Raw genomic sequence first — 20,049 nt, 5'->3', positions numbered from 1 at the left:
GGCACTATTTAACCACCTTAGCACCCAGCCAATTATCTCGAAATTTCTGTAACTCTGGCGTGATTGACAGAGCTGCTTTCTCATACAACTGAACGGAAATGGCTGGATTCTCTTCCAGGGTAATTGAGGCAGTTTTCGGTTCGCCCCGGTGCGTATAGCTGATCTGAACGACTTCGCCAGGCTTATGCTGATCGAGAATCGATGAAATGTCCGTGAGCTTCGATACGGTCTTACCCGCGAATGAGGAAATGACATCATCAATATCCAATCCTGCTTTATAGAGAGGTGTATCTCGAACGGTATTATTGGTAATTGTCAAGCCCTTATCCGTTTCTGAATAGCGAACGGTACCCATCCAGGCTTTGCCTTCCTGCGCTTTTTTAAGCGTGAGTCCTGCTTTAGCCAGCAACGATGCATAGTCGATAGACTCGTGGCCGTAGATGTATTTGTCGAAAAAGGAACGAGCAAAATCGGGCGTTGTCATCTGGGCCAAAACCATTTGCAAACCACTGACCGTATAAGGCTGTTCTGTCTTACCAAATCGTCTCCAAACGGCCTGCATATACGCATCTAGCGAAATACCTCGCTGACGTAATTCCAGATCCAGTGCCAATGCTACGGCAGCGCCATAGAAGTAGTAAGAAGTAAACATATTGACGTAATTCGACTTATCAATCGATACGCCCGCATCGACAAATACGGCGTGGCAACTGGCATCAATGGGTGAATAATACGTGCCACCTGGCGTCAGTTGCTTACTTGAAATAATGCCTGTTAGGGTATTCATATATTCGTCAACGGGTGTAAAGCCTGCCCTGACGAGTAGTAACTCACCATAATATTGTGTAAAGCCCTCGGCAAACCAGAGTTCATAACTCATGTTGCTCTTCTCGAAATTGAAGGGTTCCAGCGTTTTAGGCCGAATTCGCTCTACATTCCAGGAGTGGAAAAACTCGTGAGCAAACACGCCCAGTACGCGTTCTGGTCCGGTAAAGGCAATGGGAACGGCAATCATGGTCGAATTACGATGCTCCATACCGTCACCCCGTACGTAGGGATTCAGGTTTGCAAGAAATGTATAATTGCCATAATCGTATGTCGGAAATTCGCCATAAACCGCTTTCGCCTGATCGACAATACGAGCAATTTTCTTCGCAAAATGATCAGCCGTAGAGTCAGGAACGGCGGCTTCCAGCGCTACCCGAAACGTAATCGACTTGCCATCGGTGTTCGTTCGTTGCCATTCTTTCACATTCAGTTTGCCAATTTTTGTTGGCGAATCCATGAAGTATTGCAGATCGCGGGCCGTGTACGTAAAACGGTCGGCAGTTGGGACAAGCTGCGTAGCTACGACACCCATGTTTTCGTCTGGCAGATTAAATTTTACGTCAATTGGACGTTTATCAAAACCTTTAATCCACATGAATGTAGCGGGCATATTCAGATGAATACTCTGTGGATCAATGCCCATGTAGGTACCATCAGGGTAATTTCCGTACAATGTGTAGGTCAGCTTTACGGTGCCTTTGTGCGTTGGAACGGTATAAACGTCACCCTCCGTCCGGGTAACTTTTAAAGGCTGGTCCTGCCCATCGGTTGCCATGACATTGTATACATTCTTTCCAAATTCATGAGTAGCGTAACGCCCTGGAGATGAGCGACTCATTCGGAAAACGGCAGCTTGCTTTGGCAACTGATTAACCGTCAGTGTTATCTGTGCTTCGTGGTGAACAGCATTTGGGAAAGACACTTCGTATTTGATGCTCTGGGCAATGCTTACGCGGACGAGTAAAACGGCAAGGATAAAGCAACTGGTAACTTTCATGTTGACAAAGATTCGTTCTGGAAAAGGCAAAAATAGTTCACGCCGACACGTGATGCGAAACCGCTGCGTATCGGCGTGAAAAAGATTATCTACAGGCTTACCGTGCTGCCTGAGCGGCTGGTGCTTTGCGCGGAAGTTTCTGATCGCGCATGGCTGCATTATAGACAAAGCTGGCAACAACCGTAGCGGCCTGTTTCAGGTCGTCGGGTTGCAGGTGATCATACGTATCCATGTTTGTATGGTGCGTACGCGTATTGTATTCAATTGGGTCCTGAATGAACTGGAAACCCGGTAATCCCACACGATCGAACGAAAGATGGTCGGTTCCGCCGGTATTTCTGGGCGTAATGGTCGTTGCGCCCAGATCGTTGAATGACTTCAGCCATTGCGCAAAAATTGGCCCGGCTGCCTGATTTCCTTGTAAATAAACCCCGCGAATTTTTCCCGTTCCGTTATCGACATTGAAATATGCGGCAATATTTTCACCGTCTTTCGTCAGCTTGCCAGATGCATCGGCGAGGTGATTATTGACATAATTTTTCGAACCGTGTAAACCTTGCTCTTCACCACTCCAGAGTGCAATGCGAATAGTGCGTCGTGGTTTAACGCCAATGGTTTTCAGAATTCGAACCGCTTCCATCATCACCGAACTACCTGCGGCATTATCAGTGGCTCCCGTAGCGGCATGCCATGAATCGAAGTGAGCACCCAGCATTACAACTTCATCCTTCAACTTCGGATCAGTGCCTGGAATTTCGGCCAGTATATTATAACCTTTGGTATCGTCGGTGAAGAACTTCGTTTTTACATCGATGTCCAGCTTGACGGGAACCCCTGCTTTCATCAATCGGCAAAGTGTCAGGTAATCCTCAACGGCGATTGTAAGATCAGCCAGATCATCGGGAGTAGCGCCCAGAGCAGCATTGGCATAGTCGCCACTCACGAACAACGTACCATCAATGCTGTTTTGCGTTGTGTTGAGAATGCCCAAGGCACCTTCCTGTTTGGCCAGTTTACGCATTTTCTGGTTGAAAGCATTCTGTGTACGCATCGCCAACATCCGGCTGCGGAAGGTCGTATCGCCACCGGCACGTGGGCTGGGAGCGGACTCGCCCGCCATTTTCTGCAATTCATCGTCGGTGAACCGAGCCGCATCTGCTTTGAAAGTTGGCGGTATTTTGTAAGATTGATCGATCAGAATAACCTTATTTTTCAGCTTACTGCGGTAGCTTTCCATCGCTGTTGTGTCGGTGGAGCTGATGTATAGAATGTCGGCCGACTGTAATTTGGCGGTACTGCCGCTCCAGGCTCTCGGTACGGCAATAATTGATTTATAATAAGGCGCTGTCATCGCCAGATAACTACGTTCGACAGCCCAGCCTTTGCCCCATTCTCCCCAGGCTTCCAGACGGGCATTTTGTAGACCCCACCCGGCCAATTTGCCTTTTGCCCAATTGGCGGCTTTCATAAAACCGGGTCCCTGAAGACGCGGGCCGTTTACGTCGGTTAGGTAAAACGCGGTTTCCATGACCTGCGAATGTTGCAGGCCTTCGTCCCGAATTTTCTGGATGGTCGCCATGTCCAGTTTTTCGTCCTGTCCATGAGCGAGCAGCGTACCACCCAGAAATAAGCTAGTTAAGAGTAGTTTGTTGTGCATAAAATAGAGTTGATTGAGGAAGTCGAAGATAACCGATTCGGTATGAGAGACTATCGTTCAGGATTCATCTTTTAATTAAAATCTCATTAAGTCTTTTTAAAATACAATAGAGTTGCTATCAAAAGAGAATTCGGTGTTGACTTTAAAAACATACGTATTACCAATACTTGAAAGCGGCTAACTTTGCGACCTTTTGGAGAAATTGTGAGCGTCAGATAAAAAAGCCGTTTCTCTAGAACGTTCGTTTATATGGATACAACCGAAAATCCCTGGCAGACGCTGAATTCGTCGGTCAAATATGAAAATCCCTGGCTCGCGATTCGTCATGAAGATGTGATTACGCCGGCCGGAACGCCCGGAATATACGGGGTTGTTAGTTTCAAGAATAAAGCCATCGGCGTGGTGCCGATTGATGAGGAAGGAAATACCTATCTGGTCGGACAATATCGCTACCCATTGAACGAATATTCGTGGGAAATACCGGAAGGAGGTTCCCCACTAGGCACCGATCCGCTTGACTCAGCGAAGCGAGAGTTAAAAGAAGAAACGGGGTTGACAGCAAAGTCCTGGACAAAAATTGCTCGAATCCATACCTCCAACTCCGCTACCGATGAAGAAGGCTTTCTCTACGTTGCCGAAGGGCTGGAGCAAGGAGAACATGCGCCCGAGGAAACCGAAGAATTACGCGTCTGGAAACTCCCGTTGGCCGAAGCTGTCAAGATGGTCATGTCGAGCCGAATCACTGATTCGCTGAGCGTTAGCGCCCTGCTGATGGTAGCTCGATTGCGGGGGATATAACAGTTATAGTCTTATCTAGTTGTAGAGTTGTAGCGTTTCAGCGTTGTAAAGTAGACAGGAAAGCAGTAATCACTTAAGAAAACTGTATAACTGTTCAACCGCACCGTGGGCCGACCTACAACTTTTTACCGCTACAACTGTTCAACCATACAACTTTATAACATCAGTACCGTGTTCTTACCCATTCTCTTAGGTTTTTTACTCGGCGTTGCGCTTTGCCTGACATTCGGCACAGTGTTCTTTGCACTGATTCAGAATAGTGTCGATAATGGATTTCGCTCTGGATTTAAAATGGTGCTGGGTGTCATTGCTGGCGATATTATATTCGTTATTGCCGCATTAATCGGCACATCGTTTATTCCAAAAGTGCAGGGTTTTGAGAATATTATGGCGGCTGTGGGCGTAATCTTTCTGGTTGCTTTGGGCATTGTGAACATTACAAAAGGAACACCCCGGCTGGCTTATCCGAAAACCCGATTCGGTAATTTTGTCTACTATTTCACAACCGGCTTTTTCCTGAACGCCCTTAATCCCGTCAATTTTGTGGCCTGGGTAGCGATTGTAGCCTACATTCGCTCGCACCTGCATTATTCAGATGCTCAACAGTATGGGTTTATGACGGCTGCTCTGCTTGGTATTTTTGTAACCGAAAATTTACTGGCCTATTACGCTAACCGACTTAAACGACTATTCACTCCCCGCGTTGTACAGATTTTCAATCGTGTAACGGGGGTCGTCTTTTTTATCGGAGCCATCAACATCGCCTACAACCGACTACTTGAGCCGCTCTCTAAAGCTATAGATTGGTGAATCTAGTGATAAACGATGAGTGATGAGTAGGCTGACGCATTAATAGTACTCTTGCGTCAGCCTACTCATTACTCATCGTTTATCACTAATAAAGCTTTCCCACTCCTGAATCAGCCCCTTCTTCAGGACTCTTGGGAATTTGTGTTGGCCACCCATTTTCCCTCGTGATTCCATCCAATTGTAAAAGGTTTTGGCCGGGAGAACGCTTACGGTGATGTCTTTTAGGGCGTGGCGACGCTCGACGGCGTAATCGTCGTTCAATTCTTTAAGCTTGGCATCAAGGCGATTACAGAAGTCAGTCGCATCTACTTTATCGTCTGTTCCGATGTACCAGTTATGGGCAAAAAGCGTATCATGCGAAACGCCCGCAACCGTGAATTCGCGAATCGAAATATCCAGTTCGTCGGAAACCATTTCGATCGCCTTATTCATGTTATCGACTGAAAGGTGTTCGCCACACAGACTCAGAAAATGCTTGGTACGTCCCGTAATGATGATTTCAGCCCGTTTTTTGTCAACGAATTTAATTGTATCCCCAATGAGATAGCGCCAAGTGCCCGAACAGGTCGACATGAGAAGGGCGTATTCTTTGCCCTCCTTGATGTCATCAATCATGAAGGTTTCCGGGTTATCTGTCAGTTCGCCATCGGGCGAGAAGTTCTGTTCGTTGAAGGGAATGAATTCAAAAAACAGCCCGTTGTTGAGCACTAGTTGCATTCCCTCGGCGTTGGGATGCGTTTGGAAAGCAATAAATCCTTCTGAAGCCAGATACGTCTCGATATACGTAATCGGGTGGGCGAGAAGTTTCTCAAAACCAGCCCGATACGGTTCAAACGATACACCGCCATGGCAGAATACCATCAGATTCGGCCAAATGTCGTGAATGGTTTTTACGTTGTACCGAGCAATAATTTTCTCCATGAGCAACTGAATCCAGGCCGGTACACCGACTACGTAGCCAATGTCCCAATCGGCAGCCTGCTCCGTAATTTCATCTAGTTTCAACGCCCAATCTCGCTCCTGGGCAATTTCTCGACCAGGTTTATAGAATCGCTGAAACCAGAATGGAATCTGACTGGCTGTGATCCCACTTAAATCACCTTCAAAATGCCCTGCCCGAGCATTTAAATTCGTGCTGCCACCGAGCATCAGATAGCCCTTTTCGTAGAGTGTAGCGGGTAAGTTTTGGTATTTGCCAAGGGTGAGAATCTGTCGGATGCTGGTGCGTTGAATTGCTTTCGACATGGCCTTCGTTACCGGAATATACTTCGTAGAGGCTTCGGATGTTCCAGAACTCAAGGCGAAATACTTTACCCGACCGGGCCAGGTTACGTTTCGATCTCCATTCAATGTTCGTTTCCACCAGTTATCGAACATCTTGTTGTAATCGTGGATGGGGACGTTTTTTTTGAACTTCTCGTAAAACTCATTATCGGTACCAAACTCGACGGCACGCAATAATTCGTCGAAATGATAAGTTACTCCGAAATCCGTAAACTGCGCTTTCTGAATTAGTTTACGAAAAACTTTTCGTTGTTGACGTAGTGGGCTGGTTTTTCGCAACCGAACGGCGTTCGTAAGCCGTATGCCGCTTTTCAAAAGACTTCCTAAGAGAGCCATGCTTGAAGGATGAATTATGAATGATGAGTGATGAATAGCTAGTAAAATCATTCATCACTCATCATTCATCATTTACAATTACAACTTCCAGTTTTTCAATTCGTCCATCATGCTGTAGGCGGTCAGGTCGTACTGACAGGGAACAACTGATGTGTAGTTATTTGCCAGGGCATATTCGTCGGTATCCTCGGCGTGGGAGTCGAAGTTGACAAAATCGCCCGCCAGCCAGAAATACCGGCGACCGTGTGGATCGCGTCGCTCGTCGAATACTTCCTGCCATTTCGCGTTGGCCTGTCGACAGATGCGAATGCCTTTCAGTGGTTCGGCACCACGGGCTGGAAAATTGACATTTAGCGCGGTTCCGGGTTTCATGCCCTGCTCTAATACATTACGAGCAATAGCCAGAATATGTTCGTGTGCGTGCGTAAAATCAGGTTGCCGACTGAAGTCACCCAGCGAGAAGCCGATGGCTGGAATGCCTTCGATAGCCGCTTCAATAGCCGCCGACATAGTGCCTGAATAAAGAATACTAATGGACGAATTACTACCATGATTGATGCCACTAACCACTAAATCTGGAACACGATCTTTCAACACATGGTGCTTTGCCAACTTGACACAATCGGCTGGGGTGCCCGAGCATTCGTAGGCCGGTACGTCGCCATAAATATCGGAGGGATAGAGCCGGATAGGATTGGCAATCGTAATAGCATGGCCCATTCCCGACTGAGGACTGTTTGGAGCCACGACAACCACTGTACCCAGTTGTTTCATTAATTCAACCAGTGTGCGGATGCCGTTAGCGGTAATACCGTCGTCGTTCGTAACTAAAATCAGAGGTTTCTGGTCGGACATAAAAAGTAAGTGATGAGTGATGAACGATAAGTGATGAACAGCGGGCCGTTCATCACTTATCGTTCATCACTCATCGTTAAATTCCATGCAATACTACGCAAATAGGGTGGAAGGAGTAGATGAAATTTATAGGTAGGTGGGTGGGAAGGTTACTCACGAGTGATGGTTCTTTTTGAATTGCAATGGGTTTTGGCCAGTTACGCGCCTGAAAATTTTATTGAAATAGGATAGACTGTCGAATCCACTGGCAAAGCAGGCTTCGGTTACGTTATGATCGAGCAGTAGTAATTGCTGAGCCTGGTGAATACGATATTGGTTTAGGAACTGCGTGAATGTCAGGTGGGTCATACGTTTGAAATAATGACAGAAAGCCGCTTTCGTCAGGTTAGCTACGTTGGCTATTTCGATAATATCGATTTGACGCTGGTAGTTTTCTTCGATAAATTGGTACACGCGTTGAAGGCGCTGCTGTTCCTTCAATTTATACGCATTACTGACTGGCTTCCCATTCAATAAGGTTTGTTCTGTACTAAGTGCCAACTGATGAAAGATTGTGAGTAAGGACATCAACCGCTCAAAGGGTGGGAGAGTAGGTAATGCTTCGAGTTGTTTGCCTACGCGTTGTTTGGTTTCACCATGAAACGATATACCTGTGCGAGCCAGCTCAAAGAGCCGGGTAATGGCCGCAAATTCTGGCGCTTTCAAAAACTGATCACCCAGAAACGATTCTTTGAGCTGCACAACTACTTTTCGGTGATCAGTCCGAACACCGTAATCAAAATTCAGGTGCGGAATATTAGGGCCAATAAAAACTAAATCGCTGCCTTCGTAGCGTGAAATATGATCGCCAACGTGTCGGGTTCCGTTGGCACCTGTGATATACACAATCTCATATTCCGGGTGATAATGCCACAGAAAAACGTCACTCAGCCGGGGCGTTTCCAGAATATGAAACGAACTATCTACGTCGGGACTGATTTCTTCAAACGCAATACGCATGTTTCTCTCGATAAAATTTGCTCACTATTTCTGAATTCAATAGATAATAAGAAGTATTACAGCAATATAGTGCAAAAAAAGGACAGTATTGATGTGGAAATAGCCTGATGGGTTAGGCTAACTTTGTTTCAATAAAAAAGGTAAAAAATCCTAAACGTATGGAAACAATGCAGCCTACCATGGCTCCGACCATGATTCCCGACAACGCCCATAAAGACATTCCAGGAAATCCATCAACAGCCACTAGCAGCAAAATTGGCCTGAACGACCGATCAAATAAGAAATCGCTTCGATTACTATCGGAAGAAGACTGGACGTTCTGGAAGGATAACGGATATATTGTGATCAAGCAGGCTGTACCCAAGGAACAGGCACAACGACTGGCCAATTTTCTGTGGGAATTTGAAGAAAAAAATCCTGATGATCCGACTACTTGGTATGCCCCACCGCGTGCCGAAATGAAGATGAAGGAGCTGACCAATAGTGGTATGGTTGAATTATACAACCATCAATATGAATGGGATAATCGGCAATATCCCCGCGTATACGATGCTTTTGTTGACATCTGGGGAACAGAAAAACTATGGGTTACAATTGATCGGGCAAACCTGAACTTCCCCGTTCGGCCTGGTCATGAATTCAAAGGGTTTATTCACTGGGATTATGATCCGGAAACACGCCCGCAGAATGTGCAGGGTGTACTGGCCCTGGCCGATCAGACCGACGAAAATATGGGTGGATTTCAGTGCATTCCCGAGTTGTACCGCACCTATGATACCTGGAAACTAACCCAACCCGCCGATCGTGACCATTTCAAACCAGATACAACCGGATTTGAGTTCGACAAAGTGAAAATGGAAGCGGGCGACCTGTTGATTTTTAACAGTACTCAGCCACACGGTATTCGTCCGAACCTATCGAAGGACAAGGTGCGGATTGCGCAATACATTTCGATGATGCCCGCACAGGAAGAAAACGAAGCATTGCGGCAATGGCGGATTGCATCCTGGCGTGATCGGCAAGCTCCCGAAGGCTACGCTTTCCCCGGCGATCCACGAAACTGGGAAAAAGAACGCTATCAGACCGCCGAACTCTCTCCACTTGGCCGTAAACTGTTAGGGCTGGATAGCTGGGAAACGGAATTGTGATCCCCGTGTCTGTGTCCTCACAGACACCTATGCGTCAGCAAAAATTACCTGCCGGAAAGGTGTCTGTGAGGACACAGACACGGGGATTTGCTTGGGTTGTGGGAGCATCCAGTGCTCAAAAAATAAGTTTGTTGGGTTATCTTTGACGTTGTTTCGTAATGGAACAGCTAACCCAATATGCTTTCCTCCCGGCACCAGATTTTTTTAGAAGTCGCTCGTTTGCTGAGTTTTACCAAGGCGAGTCAGACGTTGTTTCTGAGTCAGTCGGCTATTAGCAAGCACATTAAATCGCTGGAGTATTTTTATAAGACAGGACTGTTTGAACGACACGGCACGAGCATCAGCTTAACTCCTGCCGGACAGGCTTTATACACGAAATTGCTGGAAGCCGGGCAGTTGCAGGAAGAACTACATCAAGAACTGCAACAGATCAATGAGAACTTTCTGCCGCCAACCAAACTTGCCGTTGGCTCCAGTACTACCATTAGTTTGTATGTGTTGCCGCCTGTATTATCGGCTTATCTTCAACGGTATCCGCACATTCAGATCAACGTATTAAACCGCAATTCGAACAATATCCAGAATGCCCTGCTGGCGCATGATATTGACGTTGGTATTGTGGAGGCCATGTCGCAAATCAACACGCTGACTTATACGCCCTTTATGACCGACGATGTGCTGGCTGTTTGCTCTGCCAAAAGCCCGTTTCGAGAACGTATTCTATCGCTCAGTGATTTACCTACTATTCCGCTGGCGATTCGGGAAAATGGTTCTGGGACATTGGCGGTCATCGAAGCTGAATTGGCGAAACGGGGTCTTGGGCTGCCTTCTCTGCGGATTTTGATTCGGCTGGGCGGTACAGAAGCGCTCAAGAATTTTGTACTGGCCGATACCTGCCTGGCTTTTTTACCAAAACGAGCGATTCTAAAAGAGCTGGTCGCTGGTGAATTGGTCGAGGTACCCATCCGCGATCTGATGATACAGCGCACATTCTATTTTATCCAGCGAAAAGGCACCGAAAATAATCGGCTGGTGAGTGCCTTTATCCAATTTACACAGCGATATTATTCCAAAACGGAATAACTCATCTCGAATCGGTATTTGCTTCATGGGTTGGTAACCGAGATTTTTCGGAAAAATACAACCATGAACGTCGCCATCACCTCATCACTTTTAGGAAATCTGCATTGTTCGCAATGCGGAACAACTCACGAACCATTCATTCGTCAGACTGTCTCAATCTGCTGCCAGGCACCGCTGCTTTGTGACTATATTCTGGACATAGGCAGTGTATTGCAGGGAGATCTCCTGACGCGTCCTAAATCGCTTTGGCGATATGAAGAGTTGTTGCCTGTTATTCAGCCTGAAAATCAGATTAGTTTAGGCGAAGGATTTACACCCATTTTGCCGCTCAAGCGGCTGGGAGAACGATACAATCTAACACAACTGGCGCTGAAGGATGAAGGATTGAATCCAACAGGTTCGTTTAAAGCGAGAGGCTTGTCGATGGCAATTTCGAAAGCTAAAGAGAATGGCGAACGGGCATGTATTATTCCAACGGCTGGAAATGCGGGCGTGGCGATGTCAGCCTACTGTGCCCGGGCGGGTCTGGAAGCCATAGTGGTAATGCCGCGTCATACGCCCGATGCATTTAAGGAAGAATGTATTGGATATGGTGCTCGGCTGATTGAGGTCGACGGGTTGATTAATGATTGTGCAGTGAAGGTTAAGGAACTCAATCAAGATGGAGCCTTTTTTGATGTATCGACGCTGAAAGAACCGTATCGGTTAGAAGGTAAGAAAACGATGGGCTTTGAGATTGCCGAACAGCTGAATTGGCAATTGCCCGACGTAATCATGTATCCAACGGGTGGTGGTACTGGCCTGATAGGTATTTGGAAAGCCTTTCACGAAATGAAAGCACTCGGCTGGCTTCCGAACGATCAACCGCTCCCTCGCATGGTGGCTGTACAAGCCGAGCGGTGTGCCCCCATCGTTGCTACCTGGCAGGGAGAACAACACAACAGTAAACAGTACAATGGTCAGCCGACAATTGCCAATGGGTTGGCAGTGCCACGTCCGCTAGGCGAACCACTGATTCTGAATACGTTAGTAGAATCTGATGGTACCGCTGTGGCAGTAGCTGAACAGGATATGCTGGAAAGTGTGAGCGAGTTGGCCCGCCAGGAAGGAATGTTTGTTGCCCCGGAAGGTGGAGCCATTTGGGCCGCAACCAAGAAGCTGCTTCGGCAAGGTTGGCTCCGTCCAGATGAGCATGTTTTACTCCTGAATACGGGTTCCGGTCAGAAATATCTCGACAACATCAAAGGGAACTGGTAGGCGCTCCTACAAACTTACTTCCGTTTTTTGGCCTTTCCGGCTCTTGAATCCCTGCAGGGGCGAATAGCTCTGGGTCACTTTACCGTAGTACCCTGTGCCGTCGTACTCACGTAGATTTGGATCGGCTTTGCAGTCGTCGGTGCAGGTGCCCTGGTGTTCAAGGCCGCAAGCTTCGCACATCGTAAAGTGATTGTTGCAAGCTGGACTGGCGCAATTTACCATTCGGCTCGTAGGGGTACCGCACCGATGGCAGGTGGATAATACAACGGGATTGACATGATTGACAGGTACGGTAACGCGATTGTCGAATACGTAGCACTCGCCATCGAAATCTTCGCCACCAGCTTCCATACCGTATTTGATAATGCCGCCGTGGAGTTGATAGACATTCTCAAACCCCTGTGATAACAGATAGGCCGAAGCTTTTTCGCATTTGATACCGCCTGTGCAATAGGTAACAATCTTTTTCCCGGAGCCTTTCAGGTGCTCGATTTCAGCGATGTGTTCAGGTAGTTCGCGGAGGTTTTCCATGTCGAACGTAATAGCCCCTTTGAATTTACCAACCGAATGCTCATAGTTCGAGCGCATATCGACCAGCACGACATCAGGATCGTTTTTGAGTTGACGAAACTCTTCCGGCTCAACATGGATGCCCGTTTGTATGAGTGGATCGACCAGAAATTCTGAATGGACAATCTCCGGTTTGACCCGTACGTGTAGTTTCTGAAACGTATGTCCGTCAGATTCATCAATCTTAAATTCAACTCCCGCAAAACGTGGATCATTGCGGAGCGTTTCCATATACGCTTCGCAATCGGAAGTCAAGCCCGAAACGGTGCCATTAAGTCCTTCGGGCGCTACAATGATGCGTCCCAGTAGATTCAGATTCAGGCACAGCAAATGATGCTCCTCCCGATACTGTTCAGGGTTCGCGATGGGAGAATAAATATAGTATAAAAGAACGCGGTACGGTTTCATAGTTGACAGGCGAACGAGTAAACTTGTGAACAGAGTTCCCTCAATGATTCATTCCTACTTACAAAATTAACTCAAAACAGTCGATAGTCATCAGTCGTTTGTAAAGGAGTGATGAATGATAAGCTATAAGATATGAGTAGCTGTCGCTCGCTCTTTATTGTTCATCGCTCATAACTCATCGTTCATCACTCCTTATGCATATCGCGATAACGGGAAATATCGGAGCGGGGAAGACTACACTGGCCGAAATGCTGGCCGCTCATTACGGCTGGGAAGTACTGTATGAAGCCGTGGAAGGGAATCCGTATCTGGCTGACTTCTACGCCGATATGCCGCGATGGTCGTTCAACTTACAGATCTTTTTTCTGAATAGTCGATTCGCCCAGATGAAGAAAATTATTGATAGTCAGCAATTGGCGCAGGAGCAATTGCTTAAACCACGCGCTATGATTCAGGACCGGACGATTTATGAGGATGCGGCCATTTTCGCCCGAAACCTTCATAAGCGTGGCGATATGACCGAACGCGACTACCAGACGTATCGGCAGGTATTCGAGAATATGATGAGTCTGGTCCGGCCACCTGACCTGATGATTTACCTCAAAGCCGATCTGCCCCGGTTACGCCAGCGAATCCAGAAAAGAGGTCGATCGTTCGAGCAGTCGATCAGCGATGAATACCTGAATGACCTGAACCAGCTTTACGAAGAATTTGCTGTTTCCTACGAGTTAGGGCCCCTGTTGACGCTAGATATGAATACGCTAGATTATGTAGCTCGACCTGGTGATTTTCAGAAAGTAATCGAGTTGTTAAATGGCACGCTGAACCAGCCCGATGAAAAATAAAAATTGCGTTTTACTGAATTGATTGCGCCTGCTGGCTTGAAATCAGGAAAATAGGATTACTTTTGCAAACCGGATACGGCTTTATGGTGTAATGGATAGCATCACAGTCTTCGGAACTGTTGGTTGGGGTTCGAGTCCCTATAAAGCCACAAAATATGTCAAAAAGCCCTCATACATAGCGTATAGGGCTTTTTTGATGTCTAGTCTAAAAGCATACCTGATATTTATAGCACCACTCACTACTTATTTCTTTGACGGTGTAAACGGAATAGAAACTAATCTGACATTCCTTAAATTCAATTAGCCCGAGAGAATGAAAAGTTGGTATTTGATCTTGTGGCGACTCGCTGATGGCCCGACCGGGGAGTACCTGCGCTGGATTGTGATTGTTATTGCTGCTTATCTGTGTATTCGGCTGGGAATCCATATGGATGAGTATGATCAACTTATCCAGCAAGGGAAAATTACTTTCCAGGTCGATACGGTTCATACGATCAGGAAGATGATTCTGGGTAGATAAAACTCTAATATACTCCCATACATTACATAATTTTACTTCCAGAGTGTCCTGGCTAAGCGCTCTTTGTACAATGCGATTCGATCTTCTTTAGATCCGTAGTTCGCCAGTTCTAAGTCTTGTATAGCAGCCCATTCCCGGTCGGAAGTTGCAGCTGCGAAGGCCTCAAATTGCATTTCTCTCACCAACCAATCGAGCAGATAGTGCTTATTATTGACAAATCCTTTTACGAGTAAAGAACCATAAATTAGACGAGCTTGGTCAGTATTGATGGTAGAGGCCTGTAATTGGAGGTATGCATTCCTTAGGGCATCATATCGCCCCGTCATAGCACCCCAAAAACCGACCAGCGGCTGGCAGATGGAAGTCAAAACGAGGTAGGCTCTCTTTTTTGATCGAGTAGGTACGTTCTTAATATTATGCTTTGACTGATGATCAGGCAGGTATGTTATCTCATTCGTTAATACCATCTTTCTTACGTATTGAGCGCTTGATTTTCAGCTATTTGGAGCCTATTAGTGAAAAATACCTGGATTAGGTGTGCAGTTATTACTGACTGATTTGTTACTAATTTAGCCTATTTATAAATGAATAATATAATAATATATTAAATGGTAAAATATTAGTAAGTGCCAGAGGTATTAAGGTTTTTTTATTGTTGTTGAGAAAAGCAGATGGGTTTAGTCCAAATATTTCCATCTTAAGCATAGACTTTCCACAGAAATAAAAACCCCTAACCAGTGATGGCAGGGGCTTTTTTATTATAACAGGTTGACTACTCTACTAAGGTTGATGCGTAATCAAATTTTATACTATCTGTAATACTGAACATACCAGTGGCTGTAGCGATCACCAACGTCCAGGTGTCTGGCACAAGGTCTGTAAACCTAATGCGTTCTTGTTTCATGATAGTGGCCGGGATAGTTATAAAAACTTTCCTCAATGCCATAACAACGCGTAAAAACTAAATGTTTTCTGTGCGTAGCTGGATAGAATGACCGCTTGTTTAGGTATTAGCAGATTGCACCTGTTCAAAAGGTTGGGTTGAATCACTTGCTATTTTCAACTCATCACGCATCATCGCCTGATTGACAATAAGAATGAGTAAATCCGTGGATAACAGCAACATAAAAGCAAGGACACTCAATAGAAATTGCCCAGTACTAAACATCCATATGAAAACCACTAGGAAAGCCAATGCATTTAGACAAAGAAAAGGAAAAAGATAGAAGGTAAGTTTTTGAAGGAGTAACACCCTGATAGGTTGAGAAGACTTATTGGGTGATGATTCAACCACAACCTGATAAAAACGATACCGGCAAACTTCACATTGAAAGCGTTGCAGAGGGAGAAAACCTAGCAGATGCCGGACGATCATCGGGCGCGGAATCCGATCAGGGGAGCGGTCACCGCAGGCAGGACATTTCCACCCAAAAGTAATTTTTCGAAACAGCAGAAATACGGCTATGGCCGAAACAACAATCAGCAGGAACGCTTGCAGTTGAAAAGGAATAGTCATGATGGTTAAGTAAGTAGATACGGAAGGCTGGTCCAAAAAGACCTTGTAAGGCCTAATTTAACGAGTTGGGACTAATTAGCTATTAACGAAAAATGAAAAAAGTAAACATTCTTTCTTCAATCCAACTGGATACCTGATAAACCCAACATATGTAATGCAACTCGAATCAAAAACAACTGCGAGACAGATCGTTTGTTGTTCACACTGGAGAAAATTGGTGAAAGCTCTACTAAAAACCCGGCTCTAGGGGCCGGGAGTTTCAGGGCAAGTTGCCGAATAATTAAATTAACTAATCGAATGGTCTGATCCCTCAGTGGGGCTGTACATTTGGGTATTAAAGTTCAAGTTACGATTACAGACCCTTACCGATTGGTGAGGGTTTTGTTTTATGGAGTATGTCGGGGGATAACGAAATGACCGGAAAAAGCTGGCAACAAATGTTATTTTAGAGAACTGAATGTTTTTCTGAATGATGACCGAATAGTGACTAAGCTAGTATGTACGCCCTTAGACTGGGGTACTTAGCAGAGCCTGCCCGATCAAGTGGGCAGTAGTACGGACTCCGACGGTAAACCCAAAAAAGGGACCAAAGCTCTGACCCGCTGCAAAGCTACTGAAGTACAGGCCGGGAATGCTACTTTGAAACTGATGGTCCAGCAAGGGAGACCCGGTTAAGGTCTTCAGCGCTGCCTGAATAGATTCAGAAAGAAACGGTAGGTGAGCTACATTGACCTGATAACCCGTTGCCAGAATGATCGCATCAATGGCCAGTTGCTGGCCAGAGTTTAACCCGACCTGGAGTGAATCATCAGGCTTTTGGCTTACCTGTACGACCTCCGTGCGCGGGTAAAGACTGACCCCCGGCTGACAAATACGCTTTTCAAGCCAAGGTTCCAGCTTCAGACGTCCTTCTGCCCATAATTTGTAGCGATACGATTGCTGTTGCTGGGCTGATAAACGACTAAACCAATCTGGTTGACTAGCCATTTGCTCGACAATTGTTTCGACCCATGACCAGTCTGCTTCTTCAAAACGGGGCGTGTCGTGCCGATAACTGATGTGAACATGCCGGGCACCAGCTTCCCGCAGTAAAGCGGCTGACTCAAAGGCACTCTGCCGACCACCAATTACTAAAACCCGCTTATCTTGATAGGCGCTCATTGTAACCGCATTGCAGCTGTGCTGAAAACGGCCCGCTGGTAAGAGGGATACCAGTTCAGGAGGGGAAAATGCAAAATGAGCGAAGCCAGTAGCCAGCACAACGTTTTGCGCCTGAATAGTATGGCCGTTCGCTAACTCGGCGGTAAACAAGCCCGCATCGTGGCTTAAACGTTGGACATAAGCGGGTGTGACGGGGATGTTGGCCTGTTGACGGAACCAGTCTACATAAGCAATATACTGCTCCCGTGAAATGGGGACTGTCGACTGCCGGAGTGGATCGTGCAACGCCAGGAAAGCATCAATTGTCCACTGGTGATCAGGATCAATGTACCAGTTGGCATTCGAGCGGAGTAACATTCCCTCTGGCATCTGGTTTTGCCAGAACTCCATGGGTTTGCCAACGAGTTGGTAATCATATCCCCGTCGCTGTAAATAAGCGGCCAAACCAAGACCAAATGGGCCAGCGCCAACAATGAGGGTACGGGTTGAGTGCTTCATGAGCTGATGTTTATGGTTGATCCAGGGGGCTTAAACTGATAAAATCATGGGTAGCCCAGCAAGGAATAAACCCACTTCTTCCGATTCGAAGCAATATAAGAAATTTGCCCTTTGTGAATTTTAGGCGTCAATGCATTCAGGAAAATAACGTTCAGCTTACTGAATGGCTTAGGGTCTGTCGGGGCTCCAAGGCCGTTTGTCGACTATTATCCCAACCTGTTTCCATTGTTCGCGCTTCCATTGTCATTGCCTTTATGATTGCCTGACTGAGCGGAGTTGTAACCCGTAAACGAATAAGGGTACGAACCCCTATAGCTAAAGGCTTAGCCAGAAGAGACCGTTACCTAGTTATTGATACAATCAACGATTTTGGCCTGACATTTATATCGGCATTGCAGTTGTATGTGGGTAGTCCTATGCCCAGTACAGATAGGCATATGGATACTTCTAGTTCATTACGTATGCTAACTACCCAAAACGAATCTGGCTGGCAGCTCATTCATCAGCCTGCTCATGGTTTACTTGCTTTACAACTCGCCTTAGCCTGGAAGATTGATAAACGCCCAATCCATTGGACTGAAACGATCATCGCTGTCGCTGAGCATGACGACGGACAAGTGGCCTGGGAAGGTCGAAATCATTTAACGGTTTCAGGCGCTCCGCTTCATTTCAAACTGGTTGATTATTCGCTGGAGCAGTGCCGGAATCTTATTCAGATTGGCCTGCAAAAAAGCCGCTGGAATGCCTTATTGATGTCGATGCATACGTCGTTTCTATATGAGCCCAAACGAGGAAGCAGTCAACAGTTGGATACGTTTTTAGAGCAGCAATTGGCCAATCAGACGCAATGGCGAAAAGAAACGAAATCGACGAAAGCTGAATCCGAGTATGCGTATGGCTTCCTGCAATGGTGCGATGCCTTATCCTTGATTCTGTGTCAGCAGCAAATTCCTCCTGAAGAGCGACGAATTGAAGTGAGCGTGGGACCAGATGGAGTATCTTATTTTCTGTATCAGCGGACCGACGGTTCATTAGCTCTCGATCCCTGGCCGTATGAGCAATCTAGTGTTGAGGTGCACGTTGAGACATTTCAACTGAATCAACTTGTTTTTAAATCGGATCATCAGCTTTACCAGGCCATTCAGGAGGCTCCTGTAATGATCCAGCGGTGGGAGTTCAGACAGTAACTAACTTAATGTAATCCAGACAAGGGCATGGTTTCCCAACCAGGAACTTGTCGATCAACACCAGCGTCAACCAACAGCTCTGGCAACCCTTTTCTCACCAATAAATGATCGATACGCAACCCGGCATTTCGCAGAAAAGCGTCTGTGGGTCTTTAAGTTTAAAGGGCAATATGTTGACCGATAAACTCCTAAGATTTTTTACTCACCCGAAGGGCGTTTGAGGTATTCGGTCAAATTAACGGGTGCCCCAAAATCGGGCGATCCGTCTGCTTTCCAGCTAAACGGCTGCATTCGGGCAGATCGAAAATCTCCACAACCCTGTCCGGGGGCTGCGTTCGCGTGATAAACCAGCCAGTTCTCTTTGGAGTCCGGTGTAGTGAAAAAACTGTTGTGGCCCACTCCGTAGACACTGCCACTCGCATACGGACCAAAAACAGGATTCTGCGCTTTTGTCCACGATGTTTGAGTAACAAGATTAGCGCTTGCATCTGCCGAAAGCTGACCCAACGCGTATTGATCCGTACCGCAGAAACTAGCTGAATAAATCAGAAACACTTTGTTGGCGTGGGTTAGAAATTCGGGCGCTTCATTGACCGGAAATCCTTGTTTTTCCCAGGCCAGCTCCGGTGTCGACACCCGGATACGTGTACCTTCGGCGGTGTAGGGGTTTGTTAGTTTACAGATATAAATATGTTGCGAGCCACCAAGGTCGTTTTCCCAGCCCGACCATGCGAAATAAAGTTGGCCATTCAGTTGTCCCAACGTACCATCGATCGCCCATTTATTGTCGGGTAGATTCAGTTGCCCCCGGTCGGTCCAGGTGCCGGTGGTTGGATCAGCCGCTTTGTTTTCGAGCACAAACATACGGTGCGTAGCATCGACACCATTGTTGTCAGCAGCATAGTAGATATACCAGACACCGTTGACGTTATGAAGTTCAGGTGCCCAAATATCGCGCGAGTTTGGCCCGGTGGCAGGCGGTGTCCATACTGTAACCGGTCTGACCGTACTCAGGCGACTCATCGCAGCGGTTTTATAAATGCGTAGGCTGTTGCCAGTGGTATGCATTACGTAGTAAAATCCGTCTTTATAGATCACCCAGGGATCGGGAGCGGGAGAGAGGATAGGGTTCTTAAATTTCCCCACCGTATCAACCGAAGTGACGGGTGGCGTCGGCGTAGTAACTGACGTATCGCTTGATTTGCAGGCGATTGTTAAGGCTATCAGAAATAGAAAAAGGTAATTTTTCATCGTTGGGGAAAAGACTTCGAAGCCGCGTGATGGGAGTATCC

The 20,049-nt window shown here is 46.6% G+C and carries 18 protein-coding genes and 1 tRNA gene; 9 read left to right on the top strand and 10 right to left on the bottom strand.

What is annotated here, in order from left to right; translation table 11 throughout:
- Positions 1-4: 4 nt before the first annotated feature.
- Both ACYVE4_RS09260 and ACYVE4_RS09255 read right to left on the bottom strand, forming a co-directional pair.
- Positions 5-1,825 (bottom strand): M61 family metallopeptidase, encoded by a 1,821-nt coding sequence (locus tag ACYVE4_RS09260; protein WP_461039289.1) that lies wholly within the window; start codon positions 1,823-1,825, stop codon positions 5-7.
- 97 nt (positions 1,826-1,922) lie between these two features.
- Complete coding sequence (locus ACYVE4_RS09255; protein WP_461039288.1) at positions 1,923-3,482, bottom strand: M28 family metallopeptidase; 1,560 nt, start codon at positions 3,480-3,482, stop codon at positions 1,923-1,925.
- Between the two features lie 249 nt (positions 3,483-3,731).
- Here ACYVE4_RS09255 and ACYVE4_RS09250 point away from each other — a divergent pair, with 249 nt between their 5' ends.
- Positions 3,732-4,280 (top strand): NUDIX domain-containing protein, encoded by a 549-nt coding sequence (locus ACYVE4_RS09250; RefSeq protein WP_461039286.1) that lies wholly within the window; start codon positions 3,732-3,734, stop codon positions 4,278-4,280.
- Positions 4,281-4,451: 171 nt separating this feature from the next.
- Positions 4,452-5,090 carry a LysE family translocator gene (locus ACYVE4_RS09245; RefSeq protein WP_461039284.1) on the top strand — a complete coding sequence of 213 codons (639 nt, stop codon included), beginning with the start codon at positions 4,452-4,454 and terminating at the stop codon, positions 5,088-5,090.
- Positions 5,091-5,162: 72 nt separating this feature from the next.
- On the opposite strand, the gene ACYVE4_RS09240 is transcribed toward ACYVE4_RS09245, so the two are convergent.
- From ACYVE4_RS09240 to ACYVE4_RS09230, 3 genes are all read right to left on the bottom strand, one after another.
- The gene (locus ACYVE4_RS09240) at positions 5,163-6,710 is read right to left on the bottom strand and encodes a GH3 family acyl-acid amido synthetase (RefSeq protein ID WP_461039282.1); all 1,548 of its coding nucleotides are present in this window, start codon (positions 6,708-6,710) and stop codon (positions 5,163-5,165) included.
- 78 nt (positions 6,711-6,788) lie between these two features.
- A complete protein-coding gene (gene surE, locus ACYVE4_RS09235) occupies positions 6,789-7,565 on the bottom strand; it encodes a 5'/3'-nucleotidase SurE (protein ID WP_461039280.1) in 777 nt (258 codons plus the stop codon).
- 153 nt (positions 7,566-7,718) lie between these two features.
- Positions 7,719-8,564 carry an AraC family transcriptional regulator gene (locus tag ACYVE4_RS09230; RefSeq protein ID WP_461039279.1) on the bottom strand — a complete coding sequence of 282 codons (846 nt, stop codon included), beginning with the start codon at positions 8,562-8,564 and terminating at the stop codon, positions 7,719-7,721.
- A 158-nt stretch (positions 8,565-8,722) separates the two neighbouring features.
- On the opposite strand from ACYVE4_RS09230, the gene ACYVE4_RS09225 reads away from it, so the two are divergent.
- The 3 genes from ACYVE4_RS09225 to ACYVE4_RS09215 all read left to right on the top strand — a co-directional run bounded on the left by ACYVE4_RS09225 (position 8,723) and on the right by ACYVE4_RS09215 (position 12,052).
- Positions 8,723-9,712, top strand: coding sequence for a phytanoyl-CoA dioxygenase family protein (locus tag ACYVE4_RS09225; RefSeq protein WP_461039277.1), 990 nt, complete (start codon positions 8,723-8,725; stop codon positions 9,710-9,712).
- A gap of 177 nt (positions 9,713-9,889) precedes the next feature.
- Positions 9,890-10,795, top strand: a complete 906-nt coding sequence (locus ACYVE4_RS09220; RefSeq protein ID WP_461039275.1) for a LysR substrate-binding domain-containing protein — start codon at positions 9,890-9,892, stop codon at positions 10,793-10,795.
- 63 nt (positions 10,796-10,858) lie between these two features.
- Positions 10,859-12,052, top strand: a complete 1,194-nt coding sequence (locus ACYVE4_RS09215) for a threonine synthase (protein WP_461039273.1) — start codon at positions 10,859-10,861, stop codon at positions 12,050-12,052.
- A 6-nt stretch (positions 12,053-12,058) separates the two neighbouring features.
- Here ACYVE4_RS09215 and trhO read toward each other — a convergent pair whose 3' ends face one another.
- Positions 12,059-13,030, bottom strand: coding sequence for an oxygen-dependent tRNA uridine(34) hydroxylase TrhO (gene trhO, locus ACYVE4_RS09210; protein WP_461039271.1), 972 nt, complete (start codon positions 13,028-13,030; stop codon positions 12,059-12,061).
- Positions 13,031-13,224: 194 nt separating this feature from the next.
- Between trhO and ACYVE4_RS09205 the strand changes: the two genes are divergently transcribed.
- The 3 genes from ACYVE4_RS09205 (at position 13,225) to ACYVE4_RS09195 (ending at position 14,395) form a co-directional block, all read left to right on the top strand.
- Positions 13,225-13,875 carry a deoxynucleoside kinase gene (locus ACYVE4_RS09205; protein ID WP_461039269.1) on the top strand — a complete coding sequence of 217 codons (651 nt, stop codon included), beginning with the start codon at positions 13,225-13,227 and terminating at the stop codon, positions 13,873-13,875.
- Between the two features lie 77 nt (positions 13,876-13,952).
- Positions 13,953-14,024, top strand: a tRNA-Arg gene (locus ACYVE4_RS09200).
- A 164-nt stretch (positions 14,025-14,188) separates the two neighbouring features.
- Positions 14,189-14,395 carry a hypothetical protein gene (locus ACYVE4_RS09195; protein ID WP_461039267.1) on the top strand — a complete coding sequence of 69 codons (207 nt, stop codon included), beginning with the start codon at positions 14,189-14,191 and terminating at the stop codon, positions 14,393-14,395.
- A 32-nt stretch (positions 14,396-14,427) separates the two neighbouring features.
- On the opposite strand, the gene ACYVE4_RS09190 is transcribed toward ACYVE4_RS09195, so the two are convergent.
- The 3 genes from ACYVE4_RS09190 to ACYVE4_RS09180 all read right to left on the bottom strand — a co-directional run bounded on the left by ACYVE4_RS09190 (position 14,428) and on the right by ACYVE4_RS09180 (position 17,570).
- Positions 14,428-14,763, bottom strand: a complete 336-nt coding sequence (locus ACYVE4_RS09190) for a hypothetical protein (RefSeq protein WP_461039266.1) — start codon at positions 14,761-14,763, stop codon at positions 14,428-14,430.
- 635 nt (positions 14,764-15,398) lie between these two features.
- Positions 15,399-15,911, bottom strand: coding sequence for a hypothetical protein (locus ACYVE4_RS09185; protein ID WP_461039264.1), 513 nt, complete (start codon positions 15,909-15,911; stop codon positions 15,399-15,401).
- Positions 15,912-16,418: 507 nt separating this feature from the next.
- Positions 16,419-17,570 carry an NAD(P)-binding domain-containing protein gene (locus ACYVE4_RS09180; RefSeq protein WP_461039262.1) on the bottom strand — a complete coding sequence of 384 codons (1,152 nt, stop codon included), beginning with the start codon at positions 17,568-17,570 and terminating at the stop codon, positions 16,419-16,421.
- 461 nt (positions 17,571-18,031) lie between these two features.
- Here ACYVE4_RS09180 and ACYVE4_RS09175 point away from each other — a divergent pair, with 461 nt between their 5' ends.
- Positions 18,032-18,757 carry a DUF3891 family protein gene (locus ACYVE4_RS09175; RefSeq protein WP_461039260.1) on the top strand — a complete coding sequence of 242 codons (726 nt, stop codon included), beginning with the start codon at positions 18,032-18,034 and terminating at the stop codon, positions 18,755-18,757.
- 198 nt (positions 18,758-18,955) lie between these two features.
- Here the strand turns inward: ACYVE4_RS09175 and ACYVE4_RS09170 are convergent, their stop codons facing one another.
- A complete protein-coding gene (locus tag ACYVE4_RS09170; RefSeq protein WP_461039258.1) occupies positions 18,956-20,008 on the bottom strand; it encodes a glycoside hydrolase family 43 protein in 1,053 nt (350 codons plus the stop codon).
- Positions 20,009-20,049 lie beyond the last annotated feature (41 nt).

The sequence above is a fragment of the Spirosoma harenae genome, from assembly GCF_054776975.1.
This window is presented reverse-complemented; position numbering and strand designations above follow the sequence as displayed.

Excerpts from the sequence above, each read along its gene's own strand:
- ACYVE4_RS09260 (WP_461039289.1), bottom strand. The coding sequence starts at position 1,825 with ATGAAAGTTACCAGTTGCTTTATCCTTGCCGTTTTACTCGTCCGCGTA.
- ACYVE4_RS09255 (WP_461039288.1), bottom strand. The coding sequence starts at position 3,482 with ATGCACAACAAACTACTCTTAACTAGCTTATTTCTGGGTGGTACGCTG.
- ACYVE4_RS09250 (WP_461039286.1), top strand. The coding sequence starts at position 3,732 with ATGGATACAACCGAAAATCCCTGGCAGACGCTGAATTCGTCGGTCAAA.
- ACYVE4_RS09240 (WP_461039282.1), bottom strand. The coding sequence starts at position 6,710 with ATGGCTCTCTTAGGAAGTCTTTTGAAAAGCGGCATACGGCTTACGAAC.
- surE (WP_461039280.1), bottom strand. The coding sequence starts at position 7,565 with ATGTCCGACCAGAAACCTCTGATTTTAGTTACGAACGACGACGGTATT.
- ACYVE4_RS09230 (WP_461039279.1), bottom strand. The coding sequence starts at position 8,564 with ATGCGTATTGCGTTTGAAGAAATCAGTCCCGACGTAGATAGTTCGTTT.
- ACYVE4_RS09225 (WP_461039277.1), top strand. The coding sequence starts at position 8,723 with ATGGAAACAATGCAGCCTACCATGGCTCCGACCATGATTCCCGACAAC.
- ACYVE4_RS09220 (WP_461039275.1), top strand. The coding sequence starts at position 9,890 with ATGCTTTCCTCCCGGCACCAGATTTTTTTAGAAGTCGCTCGTTTGCTG.
- ACYVE4_RS09215 (WP_461039273.1), top strand. The coding sequence starts at position 10,859 with ATGAACGTCGCCATCACCTCATCACTTTTAGGAAATCTGCATTGTTCG.
- trhO (WP_461039271.1), bottom strand. The coding sequence starts at position 13,030 with ATGAAACCGTACCGCGTTCTTTTATACTATATTTATTCTCCCATCGCG.
- ACYVE4_RS09205 (WP_461039269.1), top strand. The coding sequence starts at position 13,225 with ATGCATATCGCGATAACGGGAAATATCGGAGCGGGGAAGACTACACTG.
- ACYVE4_RS09195 (WP_461039267.1), top strand. The coding sequence starts at position 14,189 with ATGAAAAGTTGGTATTTGATCTTGTGGCGACTCGCTGATGGCCCGACC.
- ACYVE4_RS09185 (WP_461039264.1), bottom strand. The coding sequence starts at position 15,911 with ATGACTATTCCTTTTCAACTGCAAGCGTTCCTGCTGATTGTTGTTTCG.
- ACYVE4_RS09180 (WP_461039262.1), bottom strand. The coding sequence starts at position 17,570 with ATGAAGCACTCAACCCGTACCCTCATTGTTGGCGCTGGCCCATTTGGT.
- ACYVE4_RS09175 (WP_461039260.1), top strand. The coding sequence starts at position 18,032 with ATGCTAACTACCCAAAACGAATCTGGCTGGCAGCTCATTCATCAGCCT.
- ACYVE4_RS09170 (WP_461039258.1), bottom strand. The coding sequence starts at position 20,008 with ATGAAAAATTACCTTTTTCTATTTCTGATAGCCTTAACAATCGCCTGC.